The organism is Fibrella aestuarina BUZ 2, assembly GCF_000331105.1.
GTDB lineage: Bacteria > Bacteroidota > Bacteroidia > Cytophagales > Spirosomataceae > Fibrella > Fibrella aestuarina.
This window is the reverse complement of record NC_020054.1, coordinates 3,495,175-3,518,419: the sequence shown is the minus strand read 5'-3', so window position 1 is coordinate 3,518,419 and position 23,245 is coordinate 3,495,175. Positions and strand designations below refer to the sequence as shown.

Here is a 23,245-nt window from a genome sequence, read left to right as displayed (position 1 = left end):
ACGTATGAAATCCCTTGTTCTGACGCGGCTGTCGGTCGCTATCGCTATGCTCGTTTGGGCCGGATTCGGCTCGCGAGTCGAGGCCCAGCCCGGCCCTAATCCAGTTCGTGTATCGGAGACCTACGAACTCGCCAACATCATTCTGGCCCTGACCGACTACGGCAAAACCGACCCGTGGGAGGTGGCGCAACACTCGGCTTATTATAAAGACGTGCGGGCTCATTTCGACCCGTATGCCCATCATCCGCTGCTGACTGCGGTGAATTATTCGCGGGAAAAATGGGAGAGCTACCTGAGCTTCCGGACAGATGCGTATGCCTTCACGTTCGACGCCAACAGCCGGCTGGTCAGGGCCATCGATTTTCACGCCAACAAGGAGTTCAACCCGTTTGAGGAGCAGTTAAACCTGATTGAGGATTTTGTCAGAACGACTGGTTTCCGCCAGTTTTACCGGGCGCATCTCCCCTATTACCAGCGTCTGGCAACGGCCTATCTGGCCTCGCAACGCTATGACGAGATGCGGCATTTTCTGGAAAATGAGTTCGGAAAACGTAGCGAATTAACCGCCTACGCCATCGTGTTTTCCCCGCTGGTCGGCCGCATGAACTGCCACCGCACCGTGGCGGGCGTGGGAACGGACTTCATCACCCTACCCGACTTTCTGCTCGACGGCCGGGCCGTCAACAAAGCTACGCGGGCGGAAATCGCTTCGAGCACGCATATGCTGTTCACGGAACTTGACCACGCCTTTGTCAACCCGGCCACGGCGCAGCATCAGGCCTTACTGGCGGCAAACTTTACGGCCAGCCGGTGGGATATGAGCAGCGGGTACGGGCGGGACAGCGTCGGGGTGTTTAACGAGTACATGACCTGGGCGGTGTATGACCTCTACGTACAGACCTACTTTCCGGATGTAGCCGCCACCGTCAGTCAAGACTGGGCGCTGCAAAACGCCACACGCGGCTTCTTTGCCAGTTCGGCCTTTAACCACGAATTGACCCGGCTGTACAAGGCCCGTCGGCCCGGTCAAAGGCTCAACGACCTGTATCCGGCGTTCATCCGGCGGCTTGGCGCGCTGACTTCGTCGCTGAGCCAGCCGACAATCACCCACTGTAATCTGGATAAGCAGACGATCGCCGACACGGTAGCCACCCTGATCATCCGTTTCTCGGAGCCGATGATGGCCGACACGTCGCTCAATCTCGTCAGGGCTGTCGAGCAGGCGGGCAAGGTTGTTCGCCAGGAACGCGTGGCGCTGACGCCCGCCACCAGCGATTTACGCTGGACGAACGACGGCACCATGTTACAGGTTCAGGTCCGGCTGGTTGCCAATGCGATAAATCACCTGGTTCTCAACTACCCCTGGCGAACCCGCACGGCTTTTCGCAGCCGCAACGGGGTCGATCTGAAACCATATAGCCGCATCAGCACCCGCGTGTCGGCAGGCAACTGACGCGGGGAACGTACCTGAACAGCTTAAGCAGATTCGCCGCCAACCCGTTCAGGCAGGCTTATTTAAGCGCAAACAAATCATCGACGCCGAGCATGCGTTTGCTCATGAAACCCTCGCCAAATTCGACGTTGATCATGTGACCGTGCTCACGGTGGCGCGATTCAAGAAATTTCATGAACGGCTCACCCGAAATGTAGCTCTGCGGCTCGGTGCTATCGGGGTTAAAAAACTGACTTTTATAGGCTTTGATCGCCGCCAGTTTCTGCTCCCAATAGGGCGTGATGTTCACGACAAAATCGGGCACCAACGACCGATCCTGAATAAACGAGTACAGGTACGTTGGGCGGTGGGCGGCTTGTTGTTCGCCAGTTTCGGGGTCGGTGGTTTCGATCATCCGAAGCCCACTGTAGAAACAGGCATCGGTTACCAGGGCAGCCCCACGCCCGTGGTCGGGGTGGCGGTCGTCAATGGCATTGGTCAGCACAATGGTGGGCTGAAAGTGGCGAATCCAGGCGATCAGGGCTTTTTGGTGGTCTTCGTCATTCCGGAAGAAGCCATCTTTAAAGCCCATGTTATGCCGGGCCGACAACCGCATCAGCCGAGCCCCTTCTTCGGCTTCCTGCAATCGGATTTCGGGCGTGCCGCGGGTGCCAAGCTCCCCTTTGGTCAAGTCGATAACGGCGACGGTTTTCCCCTGCTCGACCAAGGAGAGTACCGTGCCGGCACAGGTCATTTCAACATCGTCGGGGTGCGCCGCGATGCACAATACGTCAACAGTCATAGTGATTAGTTCAAGGTTCAATGGCTAAGGTTCAACGTTGGCTGACGCACAATTGCTCATCCGTCAGCCAACGTTGAACCTTAGCCATTGAACCTTGAACAATTTTTCATGGGAATTTAGGGAACTGGCTGAAGTCGGGTTTGCGCTTTTCGAGAAAGGCGTTCTTGCCTTCTTTGGCTTCTTCCGACAGGTAATACAACAAGGTGGCATCACCCGCCAGTTGCTGAATACCGGCCTGCCCGTCGAGTTCGGCGTTAAATGAGGCCTTCAGCATCCGCAGAGCGATGGGGCTCTTTTCCAGGATCTTCCGGCACCAGGCGATGGTCTCGTCTTCGAGCTGTTCCAGGGGAACCACCTTGTTGACCAGTCCCATGTCCAATGCTTCCTGCGCGTTGTACTGATCGCACAAAAACCAGATTTCGCGAGCCTTCTTCTGACCCACTACCCGCGCCAGGTACGAGGCACCGAAGCCCCCGTCGAAGGACCCGACTTTAGGGCCAGTCTGCCCGAAACGGGCGTTATCCGCCGCGATACTGATGTCGCAGACTACGTGCAATACGTGGCCGCCGCCGATAGCGTAGCCCGCCACCATGGCGATGACCGGCTTGGGGATACGCCGGATCTGCATCTGCAGATCCAGTACGTTGAGCCGAGGCACGGCATCTTCGCCGATGTAGCCGCCGTGGCCCCGCACCGACTGATCGCCGCCGCTACAGAAGGCATCGGGTCCCTCGCCGGTGAGGATCACGACGCCAACGCGCTCGTCCTGCCGGGCCAGCTCCATGGCTTCCGACATCTCCTTGACAGTCAGGGGCGTAAAGGCGTTGCGTTTGTGGGGTCGGTTGATGGTGATCTTGGCGATCCCCTCGAAGTACTCAAACTTGATCTCGCGGTACTCGCGAATCGATGTCCAGTTATAGGTGCTCATAAAATAGAATGAGCGAACCAGCAAGCGAGCGAACGAGTGACTAGCTAATCCTTTGCTTCACCTGTTCACTCGTTTGCTCATTCACTCATTGGTGTTTCGTGGTAGGTAACGTCCCAGGTGTGGTCGGCCAGCATACGGACGGTGGCAACACAGCGCTCAAACGGGAATTTGCGGCCCCATTCGTGCGGTGCCACCATCGACAACACATCGGTGCCGTTTTTGCGAAGGTAGAAATAATACGTCTGGCCAACAATCGGCTCAAAGCTCATATGTGCGCTGTAAATGCGCTCCGATACCTCGACCCGATGGCGAATGGCCGTGGCCTGTTCGGCCAGTAACTGCATCTGCTTGTACAGCTGCGCGATTTGCAGGTCGGTTTGTTCGCGCATGGCCGTTACAGCCCGACCCGTGATTTTGCCTTTGTCTTCCGGCCTGATGACCGCCCCGCCCGCTGTGTGTGCGTACTCCAGCAAACCCGGACGATCGGTCACCTTGTCAGGCGAGATCGGATTGACGATTTTGGCCTCTTCCATGCAGAAGGTAACCGCAAATTTGGGTTTTCAGTTTATGAGTTTTTGAGTTTTCAGTTTGGTAGTTTTCAGTTGGCTGACGCAAGCTCGTTCAGGCGTCAGCCAACTGAAAACTACCAAACTGAAAACTCAAAAACTCACTTTACAGATTCCACCAGTACGTCCATTTCAGAACGACGGCCCGGTTTTTTACGAGAAATGGCCCTACGTTGTCCATGTTGGGCAGGCCGGTGGTGGGCAGGTAGTTGTCGGTATAGACGATAAACAGGTCGGAAGCCGGTTTGTAGCGCCATTGAATCCGGGCGTTCACGTTCATGTTGCGTTGCTGCTCATTGTACTGAATAAACGTCGTCAGGTAGAGCGTGTTGGTCATCGTCAGGTCGAAGCGCGGACCGACGAGCCAGAACTTGGTATTGTTCCAGGGCGCGGGCAGGCGAATGTCGTTGTAGTTAGCGTTGACCGCCAGGCTCACGTACGGCTGAAACCGGTAGCCCAGATCAGCCGTCACATTCAGCCGGGTTCCGTCGGCGTAATAGCCCCCGTAACGGGTCGAAAACCCATAGGTAAATAGCTGCTGCGGCTTGGAGATAAAGGTCGTACCCCATGCCTGCCAACGGTGCGTAGAGCCGGTGCTCAAGGGTTCACGGCCCGTGTTGGTTGGATCAAACGGTTGTAACAGCCGCACGTAATCAGACGCCGCCCAGACCAAAAACGCGCTTCGTGACCGGAACACGAATTGGTACCCCAGCACGCCTTCGTAGTCGCTGCGCCGCCCGGCGGGGTCAACCACGTAGAAGCCAGACAGTTGCGGCCCGTGCGACAGAATGCGCGTGCCCGTCGGGAAAAACGAATAGTTGGCAATGCCCGTGGCCCGGCTGTAGCCCCGGCGCGGCACGTACCCAGCCTCGGCTGTGTAGTTGGGCCCAACGGTTTCCCATTGGCCGTTGAGGAGCCAGTTTCGGCTGCTGTATTGCAGATTACCCGCATACACGGCGTCCTGCCCCACCACCCCCGGACTGAACGACTTCACGTACATCAATTTCCCGGTCCAGAGGTTATTGGTCGAGGCCAGGTTGTATTCAAACCCCAGGTTTCGGTTGTAGACCGAATAGAGCGGCCTGTCGCCGACCGGATTGTAATTCATCGACTGTTTATTCACAAACAGCACGCCGATGTTGGACCGGGAAAAGACGCGGCGTTGCAGGGCCATGACGGCAAAATTCTGGGCGGGCAGCGTCTCCCCCGCCGGTCCCGAATTAGGCACGGCCCCCGTTTGCATATCCATCAGGCCGAAGCGCCAGTCTTTGTTGATTTTTCCGCTGAGCCGCGCCCCAAACCGGATCGGCACACCGCCCAACCCGATTCGGCGACTGAAAAAGGGGCGAATGGTGGCGTAACCGAAATTGGTAAACTGATCGCCGTTCTCGAGGAAAAACTGCCGCCGTTCGGGAAAAAACAGCTCGAACCGGTCGAGATTGGTCACTTGCTGATCGACGTCGACCTGCGAAAAATCGGGGTTGACGGTCAGGTCAAGGTTCAGCGACGACGTAACGGCCACTTTCGCATCGAGCCCCGCATTGAATTTGGCTTCCGTAGGTACGTTACCCTGGTAATTGGCATTAAGGCTACTCAGCGCGTAGGGAATGACCGAGATATTGGGGCCGGGCGATGGCGGCGGCTGATCCCAGACGAGCACGCCCGTGTAGGCCAGCGAAGCCGTCGGGAACTGAAGCGGAACGGGTGCCCAGGCCGATTTTTCGGTGGAGTTCAGATCATTCCGGCTAAAATTGATACCCCACCGACTGATGCCCTGCTTGTAGCGGATGGTTTTGAACGGAATGGCCATCTCAATCACGTACCGATCGGGGTAGCTACGTGTCACCGACGCCCACTTGTTGTCCCAGCTCAGGTTGACTTTGCCCCCTTCGTACATGAGGCCGTCCCACTGCGCCCCCACCGTGTTCGTACCAAATGCAAAGCCATTAGTCTGGTCATCAAACGGATCAATGAAACAAAGAAAATTGTCGTTTCGGCCAAACGTCCAGTCTCGCCGCATCGACTCCACGATGTAAGGCGGGGCATTGCGGGCAATCAGCGAACTGTCGTAGTAACAAATGGCGCTCAGGTAGATATGCTGGGCGTCGTAGGTCATCCGCACATCGGTACGTAACCGGCTGCGGCTGGTGTCCATCGGCAACACCATCCAGAAGTTAGACGCCAGTTGGGCATCTTGCCAGGCGGCATCGTCGAGCGAGGCATCCAGTACGACAGGGGTGTTCGTTCGTTTGATGTGATACTGATACGCCTCGTTCTTTTTCTGGGAAAACGCGGGCAGGGCGATCAGCAGGAAACTCAAAAACGGTAAAAATTTCACCAAATGGGTTAGTTTGCTGTTTGTGAAGTAGAGCACGAGATATCCACCTACGTTTTTTGTAAGTAGTTATCCCGTAAAAGTAATAGTTTTCGTCATTATGACACTTAATCATTTATTCATAGATACCTGGCGGTCGGGCGAACAGCAATTTATACTAAAAACCTCTGGCTCGACAGGTCTACCCAAGCCAATCCACCTGACCCGGTCGCAGATGGAAGCCAGCGCCCGCCTGACCGGGCAAACTTTCGGGTTGGAGCCGGGCGATCGGGCGTTGGTCTGCCTCAATACGGATTACATTGCGGGCGTAATGATGCTCGTTCGGGGCGAGGTGCTCGGCCTGGAACTGACCCTCGTCGAACCTTCAGCCAACCCGCTGGGTACGTTCGACCCCGCCACAACCCATTTCGATTTTGCGGCTTTTGTACCCTTACAACTGCAAACGATGCTGGCCGATGTGGGTACGTCTGGGCAGCCTAAAGCGTTGCCCATTCTGAATGGCATGAAGGCCATTCTGGTGGGGGGAGCCGCCACCAGCCCCGCGCTGGAAACTGCCTTACAGGCGATCGACGCGCCCGTATACAGTACCTATGGCATGACCGAAACCGTGTCACACATCGCCATTCGACGCCTCAACGGCCCCGACCGCAGTGACCTGTTTACGGTACTATCCGGCGTCGACGTCGGCACCGACGAACGGGGTTGCCTGCACATTACCGCCGCCGCTACGAATTACGACCGGATTCAGACCAACGACGTAGTCGAGTTGTTACCATCAGACAGCCATAGCCGGGTACGTTTCCGGTTGCTGGGCCGGGCCGATTCGATCATTAATACGGGCGGTGTGAAAGTGCAACCCGAAGCTGTAGAGGCAATTATTGCCCGGCAATTGGCCGATTGGCACCTCGGTCCTCGCCTGTTCGTAGTGGGGCTGCCTGATGAGCGATTGGGGCAGCGGATCGTGGTGTTCAGCGAAGGTATATCGCTAACTGAGGGCCAGTGGCAAGCGGTGCAACAGGCTGTCCGGCAGCGCATAGGCCCGTATGCTGTACCCAAAGCGTGGCAGGTTGTAAGTACGTTCGTCGAAACCGCCACTGGCAAGATCGATCGCAAGGCAACGATTCATCGAAATGAAGGCGGTCGGGAACGTACCTAGCGCCCTTTCAACCGCCGTAGTAGGGCCGCTGTCCATTGCATCTGCTTGACGATAATGACAAAGTCGCATATGCTCTTGCCTGGATAGCGTTATTTCCTGATCTCGCCTACGATGACAGCCAGTTCGGCTAACTGTTCGGTCTCACTTCCCTCGATACCCGTCTGCCTATAACGGACCTGGCCAGACTGATCAATAAAGACGCGGGTAGGCAAGGCTGTGAATCTGGCTTGTTTAGGCGCTTCATTCAGCTCGTCGAATAAACTAACAAGAGAGTAATTACGACTAGCCATAATCTCGTTTGCTCTATTTCGCCCTTTGAGATCGTATTCCAACGTATTCACGCAGACTATTACAACCTTGTCATCCAGTTTATTGTCTGCCCTAAACTTGTCAAGCACCCCGAGACCAGCAATACAGGGAGCGCACCAGGAAGCCCAAAAATCTAAAATAACTATCTTTCCCTTATAACTACTCAATGACACTTTCTCCCCTAGCGAGTTTCTAAATACCATGTCAGGTATATTTTCTCTAATAATGTTCGCTCTTATTTTATCTCGGATCACGTATTTCACCGCCTCTTCCGCATCATATTTATCACCGTCGGCTATTGGCAAGTTTATCATTAGCTCATCCATTTCTTTGTCTACTTTGCCCCGTTTCATAAAACCGCGCATCACAGACTGCGCTTTCTTATATTGCTTTGCTTCGATTAGACATCTGAGATAAAGTTTATTCTTCGTAATATCTGTTGATTTGGCGTATTTTAAAGCTGCTTGCTGCAACACTGTATCGGCCTGTTCATACTTTTTTTGCAAGAAAAGACTATGGCCATATATGTATAAGTAGTCAGCCAGTAGGCTCTCGCGTATATTTCGCACTTCCTTATCTGTGTAATATAACCTTTCTGTCACCTTTCTTACATTTGTATCTAAATACATTTTCATAAGTTCAACAGCCATTTTTGCATACTTTTCAGCAACAAGGCCATTGCCATTGCTATTCAATGAGCGAGCACCAAAGGCTAATGTTGGAATTTTGAATTCATCACTCAATTCATTGACATCTGCCAGCCATTCCTTCTCCAGATCATACTCTACAAAATGAGGCAATAGTCTGCTGAGCATAGTAATTCCTTTTCTTAGTTCAATGTATCGCCTTGTATCATCATCTTCAAACGTCTTGTATTTTTCCTTAAATTCTTCATATGCCTTTCGCTTCTTTACCATATCGTCGGTTCCAGAAAAAGCCTTTTGCAATGGCATCGAATTTATTTGCATAGACCAAAATCCACCAGGATATGTTTTAAACAACCTATCATTAAAAAATCTAGTTTTTTCGACGTTATTTTTATATTTATACAAATCCGTTAGCATTAATAGCTCCCATTGATCCAAATCATTATAACTTTCAAACATACTAAGTTCCGATTTATATTTTTCACCACTTTTACTTAGAGTAGACAAATAATATCTATGGTAAAAACGCTTGCTCTGTGGATACAATGTAAACTCCTGTTCAAATAGAATTCGAGCGCTATCTCGCTGAGTTGATAAGTTGTAATTTGGTGCCTCCCAAGCGCCAGCATACATATAGGCAATAGTTGCGTAAGCACCCTCTGAAACAACACCGTCATGAGTTACGGGTAACCAGTAACCTGTGCCCTTGTTATTATCTAATTTATTGTTTTCGTTTTTTACTATTAACATCAAGCTTACTGCATCGTTAGGAACGACTATATTAGCATACCACTTATTATCCCGAAAAACACATTTCTTTTCAAATGCGCTTGGCTCTTTCGTAAATCTTTTGTTTAGATAATATATTATATATAAGCTATCTGTTGAAGAAAATAAATTCATCTTATCATGGTAGTTTACACCTACGCTAGAACTGTCCTTACCTTGTATCCAGTCAAATGTTAGGTTACTACTTTCCTGGCATATGGCCTGACGCAAGGCAAAAATATTGATCAATAAATAAAACAATAATATCCATTTCATGCTCACCATAATTGACATAGATTACATCAAGTACCGCTGTGAAAATTGAACACACTAATACTTGTTTTATAGACTTGAGATTTGTTTTCTTGAAACGCACAATGTATTGGCCCTCTGCCAGCACAATTTCATTGTGCATCCTCACGATAAGAATTAATGTTACGGCTGGCGACGTAAATAATCCTACCACACCTAAACATGTAGGTGTAATCCCATAAATCTCCCTTTACAATACGCATTTCTGCGCCGGTAATAGTAGCGTTCTGAAAACTGGTTAACTTGTCTTTCATGATGATAATATGCTTGATTTGTGAAACAGTAATTCATAGCGATTCAACTAAATTCATCATTGGGCAAACCGACACGTCGGCCGACCATATGCAGCGCAGATATGGCAGGTCGGATGCGGTATATGCAGCACTGATGTGCATCGTACCTACATCACGCTCCCAGGCGATCACAGGTTGCTGTGAATCATTGAACCAGTACTCCATCGCTTCCGGAGCCAGATAAGCCGAGTAAGTGCTGAGCTACCTGCCTTGTCGCTGGGGTGAGTGCTGCCTACGAGTGTCACCTCCACACGTAAATCGGGAATCTGTCCTATTAATTTACTCGTCTGCTGATTGGCAAGTCGACATCCGGCACAAGGGCCTGCCTGGCGTTGCGGTCGGCAGCGGTTCGTTCTGACATAGAAGTAGTTGAGTAGTGCCCATTAACTGACGTTTGCTTGCCAAAAAACTGACCATTACTTTGTGCCTAATATACTCGATTTTTTGATAAAAATTAATTACTTGGTCGATAAGCCATCATACATAAGTACCAAATGCTCTACATAGTGCGGATTGTTGACAAAACAGCCACCAACTTCTTTTTTATCCGCCCCACTCAGCACGCTTCTGATTCAGCTACGGAGTCAACGTCGGCTCTCACAAGATGAAATAGCCGAAGCCGTTGGCGTTCGCCAGAATACGTACGCCTCTTAAGAGAGCGCCAAAACGGACGTTAAGACACGTACCTGCCCAAACTAGCCGACGTATTCGGCGTTCCGGTGCGTGACCTGCTACCAGCCGAACTCGATCAGTCAACTACCCATCCATACAGTCCTTCGCTGTCAATGCATCATGAGGAGTTGATTGCCCTGCAACGCTGCCGAATTCAGCAGCTAGAAGTGGAAATAGCCGAGCTAAGACGTATAGTGCAGGAGGGGGAGGGTTACCCAAACCTATAAGGTTTTTGAAACCTTATAGGTTTATGCGACTATAAACCGTACTTTTGCGGAAAATTCAGGCGCACCCACTCATGGCATCGTTCAACCCCGTCAAGATTTTTTCCGGCAGTCAATCGACGTACCTGGCCGAGAAGATTGCTCACTACTACGGGAAAGATCTGGGTGGCTACACCTGCCGGCGGTTCAGCGACGGCGAGATGTCGCCTTCCTTTGAAGAGTCGGTGCGAGGCTGCGACGTGTTCCTGATTCAGTCGACCCCACCGCCGGGCGACAACCTGATGGAACTGCTCCTGATGGTCGACGCGGCGCGGCGGGCCTCGGCTCACTACGTAACGGTGGTCATCCCCTACTTCGGTTACGCGCGGCAGGACCGGAAAGACAAACCCCGCGTGGCGATTGCCGCCAAACTAGTGGCCAACATGCTGGCCGCTTCGGGTGCCGACCGCCTGATGACGATTGACCTGCACGCGGGTCAGATTCAGGGCTTTTTCGATTTCCCCGTCGATCATCTGGAAGGCACGTCGGTATTTGTGCCATACATCCGCAACCTGAACCTCGAAAACCTGATTATTGCCTCGCCCGACGTGGGTGGCGCCAACCGCGCCCGCACGTTTGCCAAGCACTTCAACGCCGAAATCGTACTGTGCGACAAGCACCGGAAACGGGCCAACGAGATTGCCTCGATGCAGGTAATCGGTGATGTGGAAGGGGCCAACGTGGTGCTGGTCGATGACCTGATCGACACGGGCGGCACGCTCTGCAAAGCCGCGCAAATCCTGCTCGACAAGGGAGCGCTGTCGGTTCGGGCGATCTGTACACACCCGGTGATGTCGGGCAAAGCGCACGAGAACATCGCCAACTCGGTGCTGGAAGAACTGGTCGTAGCCGATACGCTGCCGCTGAGCCAGCCCAACCCCAAAATTCGGGTGCTGTCCGTTGCCGAGCTGTTTGCCAAAGCCATCGGCCGCATCCGTGATCACGAATCTATTAGTTCCCTGTTTATACGCTACTAAGTAGCACCGGACGTCCACGTCCGGCAGTATCATCTCTTAAGCTGAACGTGGACGTTCGGCACTACGAATTATGAAAAAAATCGAGATTGTAGGGTATCAACGAGCGAATCTCGGCCGGACGGAATCACAAGCCATTCGCGCCGAGGGTAATGTACCCTGTGTGTTGTATGGAAATGGTCAGCAGGTGCATTTCTATGCCCCCGCTATTTTGTTCCGTCCGTTGTTGTTCACGCCCGACGTCTATGACGTTACGCTGAACATCGAAGGCGCTGAGTACCGCGCCATTTTGCAAGAAACACAGTTCCACCCCGTTAGCGACGCGCTGATTCACGCCGACTTTCTGCAAGTGTCAGACAAAGCCGTGAAAGTAGCCGTTCCGGTTCGGTTGGTGGGTAATGCACCCGGTGTACAGAAAGGGGGTAAACTGGTAACCCGTATCCGCAAACTGCGCGTACGTGGACCGGTTGACAGCATCCCCGAGTACATCGACGTAGACGTATCAACCCTCGACCTGGGTAAGTCTGTTCGGGTGGGTCAGATTCCCGTCGACGGCATCGAAATGCTGGAGCAGGCGTCGAACCCCGTAGCCAGCATCGAGATCCCGCGCGCACTGCGTGGCCAGGTGTCCAAGTAAACGTAAGTTTGCTGTTTGGGCGGTCCGCCGCGGTTTCAAGTTTACGGTTAGTCGGTTCGCTGCCTATCGTCAACCCCTGACGTCTGCGCATCAAACGACCTTTCGAGCTAATAGATACACAAAAAGCCGTCCCGTCTGGGGCGGCTTTTTGTGTATCTTGCCTCTATTCATCAACCTTTTTCCTGCCTTTCATGAAGACAATCGTCGTTGTTGGTTTAGGTAAAGTAGGCTCGCTGGTAGGCCTGTTATTGAGTAAGCGTTTCAGCGTGAGCGGGTTCGACCGGCAGGCGCCTGCCTACGAATTACCCTTTCCCGTTCGGCAGGGCGACGTGACGGATACCGATGCGTTACAGGACGCACTCCAGGCTGCCGATGGCGTGGTGTCGTGCCTCCCCTACAACCTGAATTTGCCCATTGCCCGCGTCGCCCACCAACTGGGCATTCACTATTTCGACCTGACCGAGGATGTACCCACCACCGATGCCATTCGGGAGATGGCTAAAACGGCTAAGGGCGTGATGGCACCGCAATGCGGATTGGCGCCGGGTCTTATCGGGATCGTGGGGTCCGATCTGGCGCAGCGATTCGACCGGCTGCGCGACATTGAACTGCGTGTAGGGGCGCTACCTCGTTACCCCAACGGGCTGTTGGGCTATTCATTTACCTGGTCGCCGGCGGGGGTCATCAACGAGTACCTCAACGATTGCGAAGTGATCGCCAACGGGCAGCGCAAGATGGTGCCGGCGCTCGATGGTATCGAGTTGATCAACATCGAAGGGCAGGAATTTGAGGCCTTCAGTACGTCGGGCGGGCTGGGTACGTTGTGCGAGACCTACGAAGGCAAGGTCGATACGCTCAACTACAAGACGATCCGCTACCCCGGCCACTGCAAGTTGATGCGCTTTCTGCTCTATGAGCTGATCCTGAAAAACCAGCGTGAACTCACCGAGCAGATTCTGACCGAAGCCAAACCACCCGTACAGGCCGACGTGGTGTATGTCTACGCCGTGGTGGAAGGCTGGCGCAATGGCCAACTGGCCCGCGAAGAGTTTTACCGGGCCTATCACCCCCGCCTGATCGATGGGCAAGCCTGGCGGGCCATTTCCTGGACCACCGCCGGTTCCGTAGCGGCGGTAGTTGAGCTGGTCGCCGATGAACAATTACCGCAGCAAGGTTTTCTGAAACAGGAAATGATCCCCTTCAAGGCCTTCCTCGAAACCCGCAACGGGAGCTTTTTCAACGAGTGAAAGCGATAAAGAGTGAAAGACTGGCGCACCCATATGGCTTGCGCCAGTCTTTCACTCTTTAAGCTTGTAGGGTAAAAACGAATCGACGGGTTGGCCGTAGCGGTGCAGGTCGCGGATGATGCTGCTACTGATGGGCGCCAGATGCGGCGAGGTGATCAGGAATACCGTTTCGACTTCTTCATACACGAAGCGGTTTACCTGCGAAATCCCGTTTTCGTACTCAAAATCGGTGGTGTTGCGCAAGCCCCGCAGCAGAAAACGAGCTCCCAACTGGCGGGCGACGTTGGCCGTCAGGTCATCGTAGGCCACGACACGTACCTGAGGGGCATCCTGAAACGTCTGCTCGATCCAGCCGATCATTTGTTCAAGCGGGAAGTAGCGTTGTTTGCTGGCGTTCCGGCCAATACCGACAATAATTTCATCGAAGAGATGCAACCCCCGGCGAACGATATCTTCGTGCCCTTTAGTAAAGGGATCGAACGAGCCGGGGAAAAGTGCAATACGGGACATTGAAACGGTTTGGCGGTTATTGGTTAAGGGTTGACGTTGTTTCAGTTCACGTTGCACGACGAGGAAACGTCAACTCTCAAACAACAAGCGGTAAACTAGCTTAGCAAGCACAGGCCCTGCAAGTCGAGGTAGCGATGTTCGGGCAGGTCGGCGAGGTCGGGGGCGGGGTTAAGGCCGCTGGGCGGCGAGCCAATGTGCAGGTTAGGCAGGAAACGCGACAGCGCAATGTAGGCTTCGGCAAAGGGGGTGATCTCGCCGTAGGCCAGCACATTGAGCGTATCGGGGTCGACACCCAGTTCGTCGGCTACATAGAGCACGTAGTAGACCAGGTCCTGCACGTTTTTGTAGCCAAACCGATTGCAGTAGCGCAGTTTGCGCTCCTCGCGGAAAAGCACAAACGCAAATTCTTCCTCAAAATGCAGAAACAGGTTCTGCGTCTCGGGCTCCTGTTTGTCGATGGGCTGCGTAGCCCGGATGAGCGTACTGGCCTGATGCACGTAGGTGATGGGCTGCAACGGGTATTGCCCGCCCACAAACTCCGTAATGGCGCGGTCGAGACCGAACACCACCGTGAACCCCTCGTTATGCTCGTAGGCCGACGCGATTTCGTTGGGCGGCGGCTGATGCCCGCGCATGAGCGTCAGGTAGTTGCTGGCGTATTCTTTCCGGTATAACTCGTTCGGAATGAGCGTAAACGCCGAGGCGTTGACCGCCACCCGGATCTGCTGAAACTGATCGTAGTGCAACAGCGGGTGGTCGCCAAACAGGGTCGGCAATTGGGTCAGCAACGACTCTTCGGTCAGCAGGGTGGGTTGTGCGTATTCATCGAGCCACACCATCCGCCGCTGGGGGTCGAGTAGCGTCAGCCGGAGCCGTTGAGGGGCCAGGTCGAGGCATAGAATCGACTTTTCGGCCTGCCCGGCTGTGAGTGCATCTGGGCGAACCGAAACCGTTGGTGATAAAGTGGGCATAACGATCATAACGTAGTGGGCAGGGCGCGGGCGTCGCGCTGCTGGCTAATTGAGGTAGCCCCGAAGCCGAAACACATCGTCGAGCGACTGGCAACGGGCAAACAGGGTATGTACTTCGCTGGCGGGATAGGCTTTAATCTCGTCGAACGTCATCAGGCGCACTTCGGAGATAATCTGCCCATCGGCGTCCATTTCGGGGTCCATACCCATACTCAGGCTGCCTCCAATGGCTTCTACTTCGAAGAACAATTCGAGTGCGTGCAAGGGTGGTGCCAAAAATTCATTCACAAACAACAGGCTACCCACCGACACGTGCAGGCCGGTTTCTTCGATAAACTCCCGCTTGAGGGCGTCGGTAGCGGTTTCGCCAAACTGCGCCCCGCCACCCGGTGGGCACCAAAAGGTATCTGTTGGGCCAATGCCCCGGTGACGCACCATGAGCAGCCGGTCACCCTCCCGGTACAGGCCACACACGCGGGCACGCAGCCGGTTGCCATATAATTTGACTACTTGCTGACGAGGCACGTCCAGAACGTTTGTCACAATTACGGTAGTGTTTGATTAAAAAGAGGGGCAAAGATAGTGGTAAGTGGTGAGTGGTAAACGGTGAGAGCCTAAGTTGTTGGTCACCCACTCGTTATCACTCACCGCTTACCACTAATACGAACTGCCTGAAATATAGCTTTCGAGCGAGCTGATGCGGGCTTTCTGATCGTGGATGATGGCGTTCACCACGTCGTTGATCGAGATAATGCCGATCAGTCGTTCCCCTTCCAGCACCGGCAGGTGGCGGATGTGCTTTTCCGACATCGTCAGCATGGCCGACTCCAGTAGCTGTTCGGGGGCAATGGTGATGAGGCTGCTTGTCATCACGTCGCGGATGAGCGTGTCTTTCGAGGCCCGCCCCTGTAGAATACCTTTCCGGGCGTAGTCGCGCTCCGAGAAAATACCCACCAAATCGCCGCCGTCCAGCACCAGAACGGCACCAATGTTTTTGGCGGCCATGAGTTGCAGAGCTTCATAGACGGTTTCGCCGGGCGCGACCGAATAAATGGTGTTAATGGATTTACGCTGAAGGATTTGCCGGATGTTCATGGTAAGGGAGCAGTTATGTAAGGAGTGGAAAAAGTAAGTGAATTTCAACGCAATCGCAAATATGAATGGCCCGCAGATGGGGCGGATGTAAGGGATTAGCGCGGATTTTTTAGCGCTGTGTGTCAACGGGTCTGATTGCCACACCCTCTCCATCTGCGTAGACACGTACCTAAAACTCCGTGCCAATCTGTTGAATCTGCCTCATCGGCGAGCCATTACTTTCTCCTCGAAAATGCGTAAATTAGAGGATATGAATGAGACGCAAACAGCGGCGCAACTGCTGGCAAAACGCTTTCCGTTTGCACCCACACCGGGGCAGCTTTCCTTCTTCGACAAAATTGGTCAGTTCATCACCCCGCAGGAATTTGAGCATTACCGCGACTGCTTTCTGCTGCGGGGCTACGCTGGTACGGGTAAAACCACCCTCATCAGTACGCTCATCAAAGTGCTGCCCCGCTTCGGCATGAAGTCGGTGCTGCTGGCTCCCACGGGCCGGGCGGCTAAGGTGATGGGCAATTACTCCAAGAAGCAGGCGCAAACGATTCACCGGAAAATTTACCGGCAGGTCGCCGAGCAGGGTTCCGGTACGCTGGCGTTTCAGCGGCAGAAAAATTACCACGAAGACACGCTCTTCATCGTCGATGAGGCCTCGATGATCTCCGACGAAGCCGAGTTCGGCGGCAAAGGCCTGCTGAGCGACCTGATCTCATTTGTCTTCGAGAACAAAGGCAATAAGCTCATGCTGGTGGGTGACACGGCTCAGCTGCCACCCGTCGGCCGCGACTACAGCCCCGCTCTCGACCGGGGGTTTCTGGCCCGCGCCTTCGACATGACCGTCTACGAACAGGAACTGACCGAGGTGATGCGTCAGGATATTGAGTCGGGCATTCTGCACAACGCCACCGAACTGCGTAAGCTGCTTTCCGACGAGATTCTGAACCCCGGCGGCGGGGAACCGAAGGCCGTCTCGTTTGAACACCTATTGAGCGACGACGTTCCGAAGCCCCCCTCCCCGCCACGTCGATTCGCATCGTGACGAATCCGTTTCAGGACCTGTTCAAAATGCCGCTGAATAAGCTGGAAGACGGCATTCGGTACGCCTACAACAAATACGGCCGCGAAAACACGGCGATTCTGTGCCGCTCCAACAAGATGGCGGTGCAGTATAATCAGTTTATCCGGCGGGTGATCGATCAGTGCGAAGACGAACTCGACGCGGGCGATATGCTCATGATTGCCCGAAACAACTACACCATTCTGGGCGACGACTCGCCGGCGGGGTTCCTGGCCAACGGGGAGTTTGTGGAGGTGCAGAAGGTGCGGCGGCAGGAAGAGATGCATGGGTTCCGGTTTGCGACCGTCACGCTGCACATGGTCGACTACGACGATCAGCCCGATTTCGAGGCGAAGATCATCCTGGATACGCTGCACTCGGCAGCCCCCTCGCTCACGCAGGAGCAGAACAAAGCGCTGTATGAAAGCGTGGCGCAGGATTACCTATACATCACCAACAAGAAAGAACGGTCCGAAGCCATTCGCCGCGACCCGTATCTGAGTGCGTTGCAAGTGAAATTTGCCTACGCCCTTACCACCCACAAGGCGCAGGGTGGGCAGTGGAGCGCCGTGTTCATCGATCAGGGTTACCTGCCCGAAGGCCAGTCAAACCAGGAGTTCGTGCGCTGGCTCTACACGGCCCTCACCCGCTCCACCGATGAGGCCTTCCTAATGAACTTCAACCCGGAGTTCTTCGGGTAGGTTTTGGAACGCGAAGGCGCTAAGGTGTCGCGTTCCAAAAAAACCGATTCAATTTTCTTTCTACGTTAACTTGGGGCAGCAGTTGGAGCCAGCTGGCCAGCAGTAGCACGGCCCACCAACGGGCGAGCTGACGGCGGAGGGTCAGGTTGGGGAAACGGCTTACCCAGGCCGCGACGCCCAGCAGCAAGGGTAGCGAAACAACGGCTAGCATCCGGGCGTTGGGGCCGCTGAACGGACTCAGCAGGCGCAATGTGAACAGGATCGCCAGGTACGTTGCCGAGGCCAAACCCCAGACACGCCACAGCCGACGAAGTCGGTCGTCGGGTGGTAAAAAGGTCTCGCGCCGAGGCCGGACGATCCGCCAGAGCCAAACCAGCAACCCGAGTTGAACCGCCACCCCCAACCAGACAAGCGTGGCCGATTCGCCGGGTACGTAGTCGCGGAGCAAAAGCAGTTCGTTCGCTAGCGACAGTACAGTCAGCGACAGGGTAGTCCACAACGGTTCGGTCGTTCCCAGGAAGCGTTCGCCGCCGTAGGGGGAGCCCGTCAGGTACTGATTGAGGCCGAAGTAGGCCAGCATCCCCCCTACCGACAGCCCCACGTACAACAAATCGGGGCCAATGCGATGCCGGATGCCGGGGCGCTCCCCGCGCCAATAGGTCACGATGGCTTGCAGTCCATACGCCACAACCACAAACCCACCGACGTACCGGAGCAGAAACAGGCCCATCGTCAGCAGCCACAGGCGTAGGCTGTAGGCATACTCGGGCGGCTGGGTACGTTGGCTGGTGAGCCAGTAACATTCTAGCAACACCACCACAAACGCCCACTCCGACCAGGTATAGGTTAGGAGACGCACAAACCCACCCAGCAGCAGCACCGACCCCATCCAGCGCGTCGTGGTGCTGCCCAGCCGCCGCTGCCAGTTCAGTAGAAACCCACCCAGCAGCAGGCTTTGCCAGAGTTTGGACGCAACCAGCAACGACGTACCCGTGAGCCGGGCCAGCGCACCAATCAGCAGCGGATAGCCAATCGGGAAGGTACTCTCCCAGCCGGTGCTGACATGGCCGTACTGATCACCATCCAGCCCAACGAGCCAACCCGCCATAGAGAGATAATACTGCGAATCGACGCTGAGGTAATGGTTGGGGTTGAGGAACGTCAGCCCGGCAATCAGGCCTGTCAGCAGGAGCCATAGCGCCGCAACCCTCATCGCAACAACACCAGCTTACCCGCCAGCTTGCGGTTTGCGTCGTTTTCGAAAGCGGTGTAACCGGGCAGGTCGAGGCGGTACAGGTACGTTCCCGATGCTGCCGGGGCTCCGCTATCGGTCGTACCGTCCCAGACAAACTCGTTGATACCGATATGGGCCGCCAGCCGAACGGCGCGGACCTCGCGCCCGGCTAAATCATAGATTCGGAGCGTAGCCGGAGCCGGGGTTTGCGCGCCAGCCAACGTGTAGCGTACCACCGTCTGGGCGACGAACGGGTTGGGGGCTGCGGCCACCTCGGTGACGACCGGCGCGGTACGCACCCTGAACCGGATGGCGTAGGGTTGGGCGCGGTTGCCACTCAGATCGCTGCCGTAGGCTTCCAGCGTGTAGACGCCATCGGCGAAGGGCACAGCGGGGCGGTACGAAAGCACATAGTCGGTTCCGCGTTTGGCCCAGCTAGCAGCGGGAGGTCTGACCGGCAGGCGTTCAAACGGGCAGGGTGCCTGTGCGCAGGGCCGTTGCAGATACAGTTCGACCGTGGGTGGGGCCGTGGCTGACAGCCGCGTGTTTTCATCGGCTACCAGCACCTCAATCGTGGGTTGAGGCGCTACCAGTTCGTCGGTGCGGAGGCGGCGTCCATCAAAGGCCACTTCCACCACGGGCGGGGTGTTATCGATCGTAAAGGGCAAATCGGCCAGCTTGCCGGTGGCATCGAAGCGGAGGCTGTTGTTATCACGGCGCTCTTCGTCGAGCAGGCCGTCGGCGTCGGCATACAGCTCGTAATAGGGCGTCGTCGCGGCGGTGGGTAACGTGAAGGCTACGGTGAGCGTATCGGCGAAACGGGTCGCGTCGAGGCGTGTGTTGGTTGTGAACAGAATGCGCCCGCCGGCGTCGTAGGCCCGAAGGCGCACCTCGGCGGGCTTGGTAGTAGCCCGGCCCAGGTTGAGTGCCACGACCCGCAGCGTCACGGCACTGCCCGTTGTTTTCACCATGATGCCGCCTTCCGAAAAACTCAGATCGGGTTTGGTGAACGGGAATGGCCGCACCGCCGGGTCACCCTGCAAGGTAATTTGCTCGGCATTGGCCAGATCATACACCGACCGGTTTTGAGCCAGATACCGCCGAATCGTTTCCACCTGAATAGCGCCGAAGGTGTGGCCAATCCAGGCGCTGTCGGCGAGCACGGCGTAGAGTTGATCGGCGTAGTTTTTGAGCGCGCTGGCAAAGCCGTTGTGCGTGTGAGCAATGGCCAGAATTGCCCCGCGGTTGGGCGTGAGCACCCAATCGGTCACAAACGGGCGGAAGCCGTTGATGTAGAAATAGAAATTACCCGATGCACAGCCGTTGGCGATGATCAGCGGGTAGCGGCCCTTGTTGCGGTAGCCCAGCCGATCATCACTCACGTACCCAATGTCGATGTCGGCGATGTCGAGGCTCGAATGGCCAAACATGGACAGGATGCCCACCCCCCGGTTGATCTGCGCCACCACCGAAATCGCCTCGGTCGGGTTATCGGTTTGTTTCGATACCGTCTCGACCGTAGCACTGGCATATTGGCCGGTGATTCGTTGGCCAAAGTCGTCGACAAACGCCCGGAACAGGGCCAGTTCATAGGCCGATTTGCCACCGCTCAGGTGCAGCATCTGTTTGCGCCAGGGGGCCGTGGCGGGGGCCGCTTCGTGCTCTTTCAGTTTATTGAGGTAGTCGAGCACCTGCTGTGGGCGCGTTACGTTGAGCCGCCCGATAGCGACGCCCGGTACGTAGGCGGGTCGCCCGGCAATGCCCGTTACCATCGACAGGTCGGAGCCGGGCCAGCCGCCGTTGGGAATCATATCGAGGGTGTCGATCTGTGGCTCTTTCCGAAACCGCTGCGGATCATACGACCGCCCGATCAGCAGCAGGTATTTGGTGGGGTCGTCGGCGGTAGAACCACCCGCCCGGACCAGGTAATCGGCAAACCGGCGAATGGCCAGTGGTGACCGTTCGCCGTAGTTGAACTGGTTGTATACCTGATGGATCGATACCGTCAGGGTGTCGTAGCTGCCCCCGGCTTTCGAGGCGCGATAGGCGGCGTAGGTGGCTACGGGGTCTCGGGCAAGGGTACCGGGCGTTTCGGCCACGGCCTGCCGCGTTTGTGGGTGGGCGATGATGGCGAAATTCACCTTAGCCGGGTTGATGTTTCGAAACACCACGGCCCGAATGGCCGGCACCGCTTTCACCTCACTTACCAGCAGCAGGTTACGCGCCACACCAGCCCCGCGCACGACGCTCGTAAACGCACCGTTGACCAACGTACCTGACAGGATGGATGCCTGCTCCGGACTGGTGACGTCATACAGGCGGGCATTGGTACCCACGTTGGTCAGGCGGAGCAGCGCCCGGCCTCCCGCCACCGGATTCAGCCGAAATTCGCGGTACGTGTAACCCGCCATATCGGGTTGCTGTGGGTACGTTGCCTGCAATACCGCCAGTGAAACCTCGTCGTTGGCGTTCTGCGGACTCAGGCTACAAACCAGGTCGCCCTGTGCTTCGGTCGCCGACAGCGGCACCGTCAGTCGTTTGGTGTCGTAGTTCATCAGTTCGAGCGGGGCCACCGTACGTTGCTGGCCATTAGGGCCTACACGCACCTGCACGAGGTGGTTGGTGGGCGTGCGGCCAATTACGATCAGGTCGAGCCGGGGAGTGGCGGTGGGGCTACCAGTGTAGAGGCGGCTGATGGGTATAGTCTGGCTGTAGGTGCTCTGGGGTTTGATGCTGTTGCCCATCCAGCCTTCGCCCACGTCGTAGCTGCTCAGAATGGCCCCGTTGCCGTAGCCTGCGCCTATCGGGTAGATAGTCCCGGCCGGATACTGTTCCGTAAACACCCGTCTTTCCTCTACCCATACATACGGTTCGGGCACGAGGGCCGTCGCGCCGCTACCCAGGTCCAGGTCGGTGTAGCGGGTCATGCGCTTGCCGGGTTTCGCATCGAGGCGGGCGGTCAGGAAATAGGCCGTCGTATCGGAATACAGGCTGTAATACGGATGGGGTTGCGCCGACGCCGGGCGGTAGAGGGCCGAGTCGGGCAGGCCGTCGTTGCCCCGGCCAATAAACTCCACGTAGTCGGTGGCATCGAAGGTGCCGTCGGTCTCCCCGTCCACCCAGATCGCCTGCTCGACACCCCGATGAAACAGTTGCAGGGTCCGCGGGTCGAGCGCGGCAATGGGCACGCCCGCCTTTTGCAAGTCGCTGCTGCTGAGGCGGTAAACCCCTTGCTGGGCAATCGGGATTTTGTAATAAGTCTGTTGGTAATTAATCCACTCATTGCCGTAAACCGGCGATTGGGCGTAGGCACAGCTAGGCAGTAACAGGCTTACGGTCAGGCAGTACAGTCGATTCATACGGTGGTCTGGAAAAGGCCACCAATTTACGATTTTCCGTTACATCCATACTTTTTGGTTAGTAATAGCAAATTGGCGAAACGTGCGGGGCAACTGGCCGGTCAACTCCTGAAACACCGACGTCTGACCTGCTGCTTTTCCCAACCGGGCAACGGTATATAAGGCCACCATGACCAGCACAAACGAGAGGGGTTGCTTTTCGACCAGCCATTTCCGGTACACAAACGCCAGCACCGATGGGGCTTTGTAGGTAATCGGTCGGCCCAGCACCTCGGTCAGGATGGCGGCTATCTCGGTGTACGTCAGCGCTTCGGTTCCGGTTAGTTCGTAGGCCTTGTTCAGGTGTTGCCCGGTCGCCAGTACGAGCGCTGCCACCTCGCCAATATCGACGACGTCGATCAGGTTAGTGCGTTCGTTACCCGCCGGGATGTAAATTTCGTTCCGTTCGGCAATTTCGCGGCGGTGCGTCGTACTCAGGTTTTGCATGAAAAAACTCGGCCGCAGCATCGTATACGGCAGGCCCGCTTCCCTGATCAATTGCTCGATTTTGTGGTGGGGCGTCAGCGTGTTGTTTTCGACGCCCTGCAACGACAGAAAGACAACCTGCTTCAGCCTGGCGCGGGTCATGGCCTCTATCAGCGGCCGGAAATACCGGTCGACGTCGGCCAGCTGCGGCGGACGCACCAGCAATACCTTATCGACTCCCTGCAAAGCAGCCGCCACGGTGCCGGGCTCCGAGAAATCGAACGGCACGAGCTGATCCACCAGCCCCTCCAGCCGGGTGCGGTCCTGCTCGGGCCGCCGAACGCCACCGATGATGCGTAGCGTGGGGCGTTCAGGCCGCATCGCCAGCGCGCGCAGGGTTTCGAGTCCCACGTTGCCCGTTGGTGTAGTAATTAGTAGAGTGGTCATGGCCTTTCGGGGTTTTCCCTCGCTTGAACGGGTTTGTTATCAGCCACAAAAAAAGGGTCAGCGACCAG

The 23,245-nt window shown here is 55.6% G+C and carries 17 protein-coding genes and 1 pseudogene; 6 read left to right on the top strand and 12 right to left on the bottom strand.

Annotation, left to right across the window (positions count from 1 at the left end):
* Positions 1-4 precede the first annotated feature (4 nt).
* Complete coding sequence (locus tag FAES_RS14315) at positions 5-1,453, top strand: DUF4932 domain-containing protein (RefSeq protein WP_015331948.1); 1,449 nt, start codon at positions 5-7, stop codon at positions 1,451-1,453.
* 58 nt (positions 1,454-1,511) lie between these two features.
* On the opposite strand, the gene bshB1 is transcribed toward FAES_RS14315, so the two are convergent.
* From bshB1 to FAES_RS14295, 4 genes are all read right to left on the bottom strand, one after another.
* Positions 1,512-2,234 (bottom strand): bacillithiol biosynthesis deacetylase BshB1, encoded by a 723-nt coding sequence (gene bshB1 / locus FAES_RS14310; protein ID WP_015331947.1) that lies wholly within the window; start codon positions 2,232-2,234, stop codon positions 1,512-1,514.
* 106 nt (positions 2,235-2,340) lie between these two features.
* Positions 2,341-3,162: a 1,4-dihydroxy-2-naphthoyl-CoA synthase gene (gene menB, locus FAES_RS14305; RefSeq protein WP_015331946.1), complete on the bottom strand. Its 822-nt coding sequence runs from the start codon at positions 3,160-3,162 to the stop codon at positions 2,341-2,343.
* Between the two features lie 77 nt (positions 3,163-3,239).
* Complete coding sequence (locus FAES_RS14300) at positions 3,240-3,695, bottom strand: DUF2452 domain-containing protein (protein ID WP_015331945.1); 456 nt, start codon at positions 3,693-3,695, stop codon at positions 3,240-3,242.
* Positions 3,696-3,834: 139 nt separating this feature from the next.
* Positions 3,835-6,069, bottom strand: a complete 2,235-nt coding sequence (locus FAES_RS14295) for a carbohydrate binding family 9 domain-containing protein (RefSeq protein ID WP_374755355.1) — start codon at positions 6,067-6,069, stop codon at positions 3,835-3,837.
* A 94-nt stretch (positions 6,070-6,163) separates the two neighbouring features.
* Here FAES_RS14295 and FAES_RS14290 point away from each other — a divergent pair, with 94 nt between their 5' ends.
* Complete coding sequence (locus FAES_RS14290; RefSeq protein ID WP_015331943.1) at positions 6,164-7,219, top strand: AMP-binding protein; 1,056 nt, start codon at positions 6,164-6,166, stop codon at positions 7,217-7,219.
* Between the two features lie 89 nt (positions 7,220-7,308).
* On the opposite strand, the gene FAES_RS14285 is transcribed toward FAES_RS14290, so the two are convergent.
* Positions 7,309-9,219, bottom strand: a complete 1,911-nt coding sequence (locus tag FAES_RS14285; protein WP_158408782.1) for a TlpA disulfide reductase family protein — start codon at positions 9,217-9,219, stop codon at positions 7,309-7,311.
* Positions 9,220-10,518: 1,299 nt separating this feature from the next.
* Here FAES_RS14285 and FAES_RS14280 point away from each other — a divergent pair.
* The 3 genes from FAES_RS14280 to FAES_RS14270 all read left to right on the top strand — a co-directional run bounded on the left by FAES_RS14280 (position 10,519) and on the right by FAES_RS14270 (position 13,341).
* The gene (locus FAES_RS14280; RefSeq protein WP_015331940.1) at positions 10,519-11,460 is read left to right on the top strand and encodes a ribose-phosphate pyrophosphokinase; all 942 of its coding nucleotides are present in this window, start codon (positions 10,519-10,521) and stop codon (positions 11,458-11,460) included.
* 70 nt (positions 11,461-11,530) lie between these two features.
* Positions 11,531-12,094 (top strand): 50S ribosomal protein L25/general stress protein Ctc, encoded by a 564-nt coding sequence (locus FAES_RS14275; protein ID WP_015331939.1) that lies wholly within the window; start codon positions 11,531-11,533, stop codon positions 12,092-12,094.
* A 191-nt stretch (positions 12,095-12,285) separates the two neighbouring features.
* Positions 12,286-13,341 (top strand): saccharopine dehydrogenase family protein, encoded by a 1,056-nt coding sequence (locus tag FAES_RS14270; RefSeq protein WP_015331938.1) that lies wholly within the window; start codon positions 12,286-12,288, stop codon positions 13,339-13,341.
* A gap of 51 nt (positions 13,342-13,392) precedes the next feature.
* On the opposite strand, the gene coaD is transcribed toward FAES_RS14270, so the two are convergent.
* The 4 genes from coaD to FAES_RS14250 all read right to left on the bottom strand — a co-directional run bounded on the left by coaD (position 13,393) and on the right by FAES_RS14250 (position 15,917).
* A complete protein-coding gene (gene coaD / locus FAES_RS14265; protein WP_015331937.1) occupies positions 13,393-13,851 on the bottom strand; it encodes a pantetheine-phosphate adenylyltransferase in 459 nt (152 codons plus the stop codon).
* Between the two features lie 95 nt (positions 13,852-13,946).
* Complete coding sequence (locus FAES_RS14260; RefSeq protein ID WP_229364483.1) at positions 13,947-14,822, bottom strand: DUF3822 family protein; 876 nt, start codon at positions 14,820-14,822, stop codon at positions 13,947-13,949.
* A gap of 45 nt (positions 14,823-14,867) precedes the next feature.
* On the bottom strand, positions 14,868-15,365 hold the full coding sequence (locus FAES_RS14255; protein WP_015331935.1) for an NUDIX domain-containing protein: 498 nt from the start codon (positions 15,363-15,365) through the stop codon (positions 14,868-14,870).
* 114 nt (positions 15,366-15,479) lie between these two features.
* Positions 15,480-15,917, bottom strand: coding sequence for a CBS domain-containing protein (locus tag FAES_RS14250; protein WP_041257886.1), 438 nt, complete (start codon positions 15,915-15,917; stop codon positions 15,480-15,482).
* Between the two features lie 250 nt (positions 15,918-16,167).
* Between FAES_RS14250 and FAES_RS14245 the strand changes: the two are divergent.
* Positions 16,168-17,672 (top strand): annotated as a pseudogene (locus tag FAES_RS14245) (ATP-dependent DNA helicase).
* A gap of 19 nt (positions 17,673-17,691) precedes the next feature.
* Here the strand turns inward: FAES_RS14245 and FAES_RS14240 are convergent.
* Genes FAES_RS14240 through FAES_RS14230 form a run of 3 tightly spaced genes read right to left on the bottom strand, consistent with a single transcriptional unit; the run spans position 17,692 to position 23,177 of the window.
* Positions 17,692-18,885 (bottom strand): hypothetical protein, encoded by a 1,194-nt coding sequence (locus FAES_RS14240; RefSeq protein WP_015331931.1) that lies wholly within the window; start codon positions 18,883-18,885, stop codon positions 17,692-17,694.
* The gene (gene porU2, locus FAES_RS14235) at positions 18,882-22,265 is read right to left on the bottom strand and encodes a putative type IX secretion system sortase PorU2 (RefSeq protein ID WP_015331930.1); all 3,384 of its coding nucleotides are present in this window, start codon (positions 22,263-22,265) and stop codon (positions 18,882-18,884) included. Before porU2 ends, FAES_RS14240 begins: the two co-directional genes overlap by 4 nt.
* Positions 22,266-22,304: 39 nt before the next feature.
* On the bottom strand, positions 22,305-23,177 hold the full coding sequence (locus FAES_RS14230) for an SDR family oxidoreductase (RefSeq protein WP_015331929.1): 873 nt from the start codon (positions 23,175-23,177) through the stop codon (positions 22,305-22,307).
* Positions 23,178-23,245: the final 68 nt, after the last annotated feature.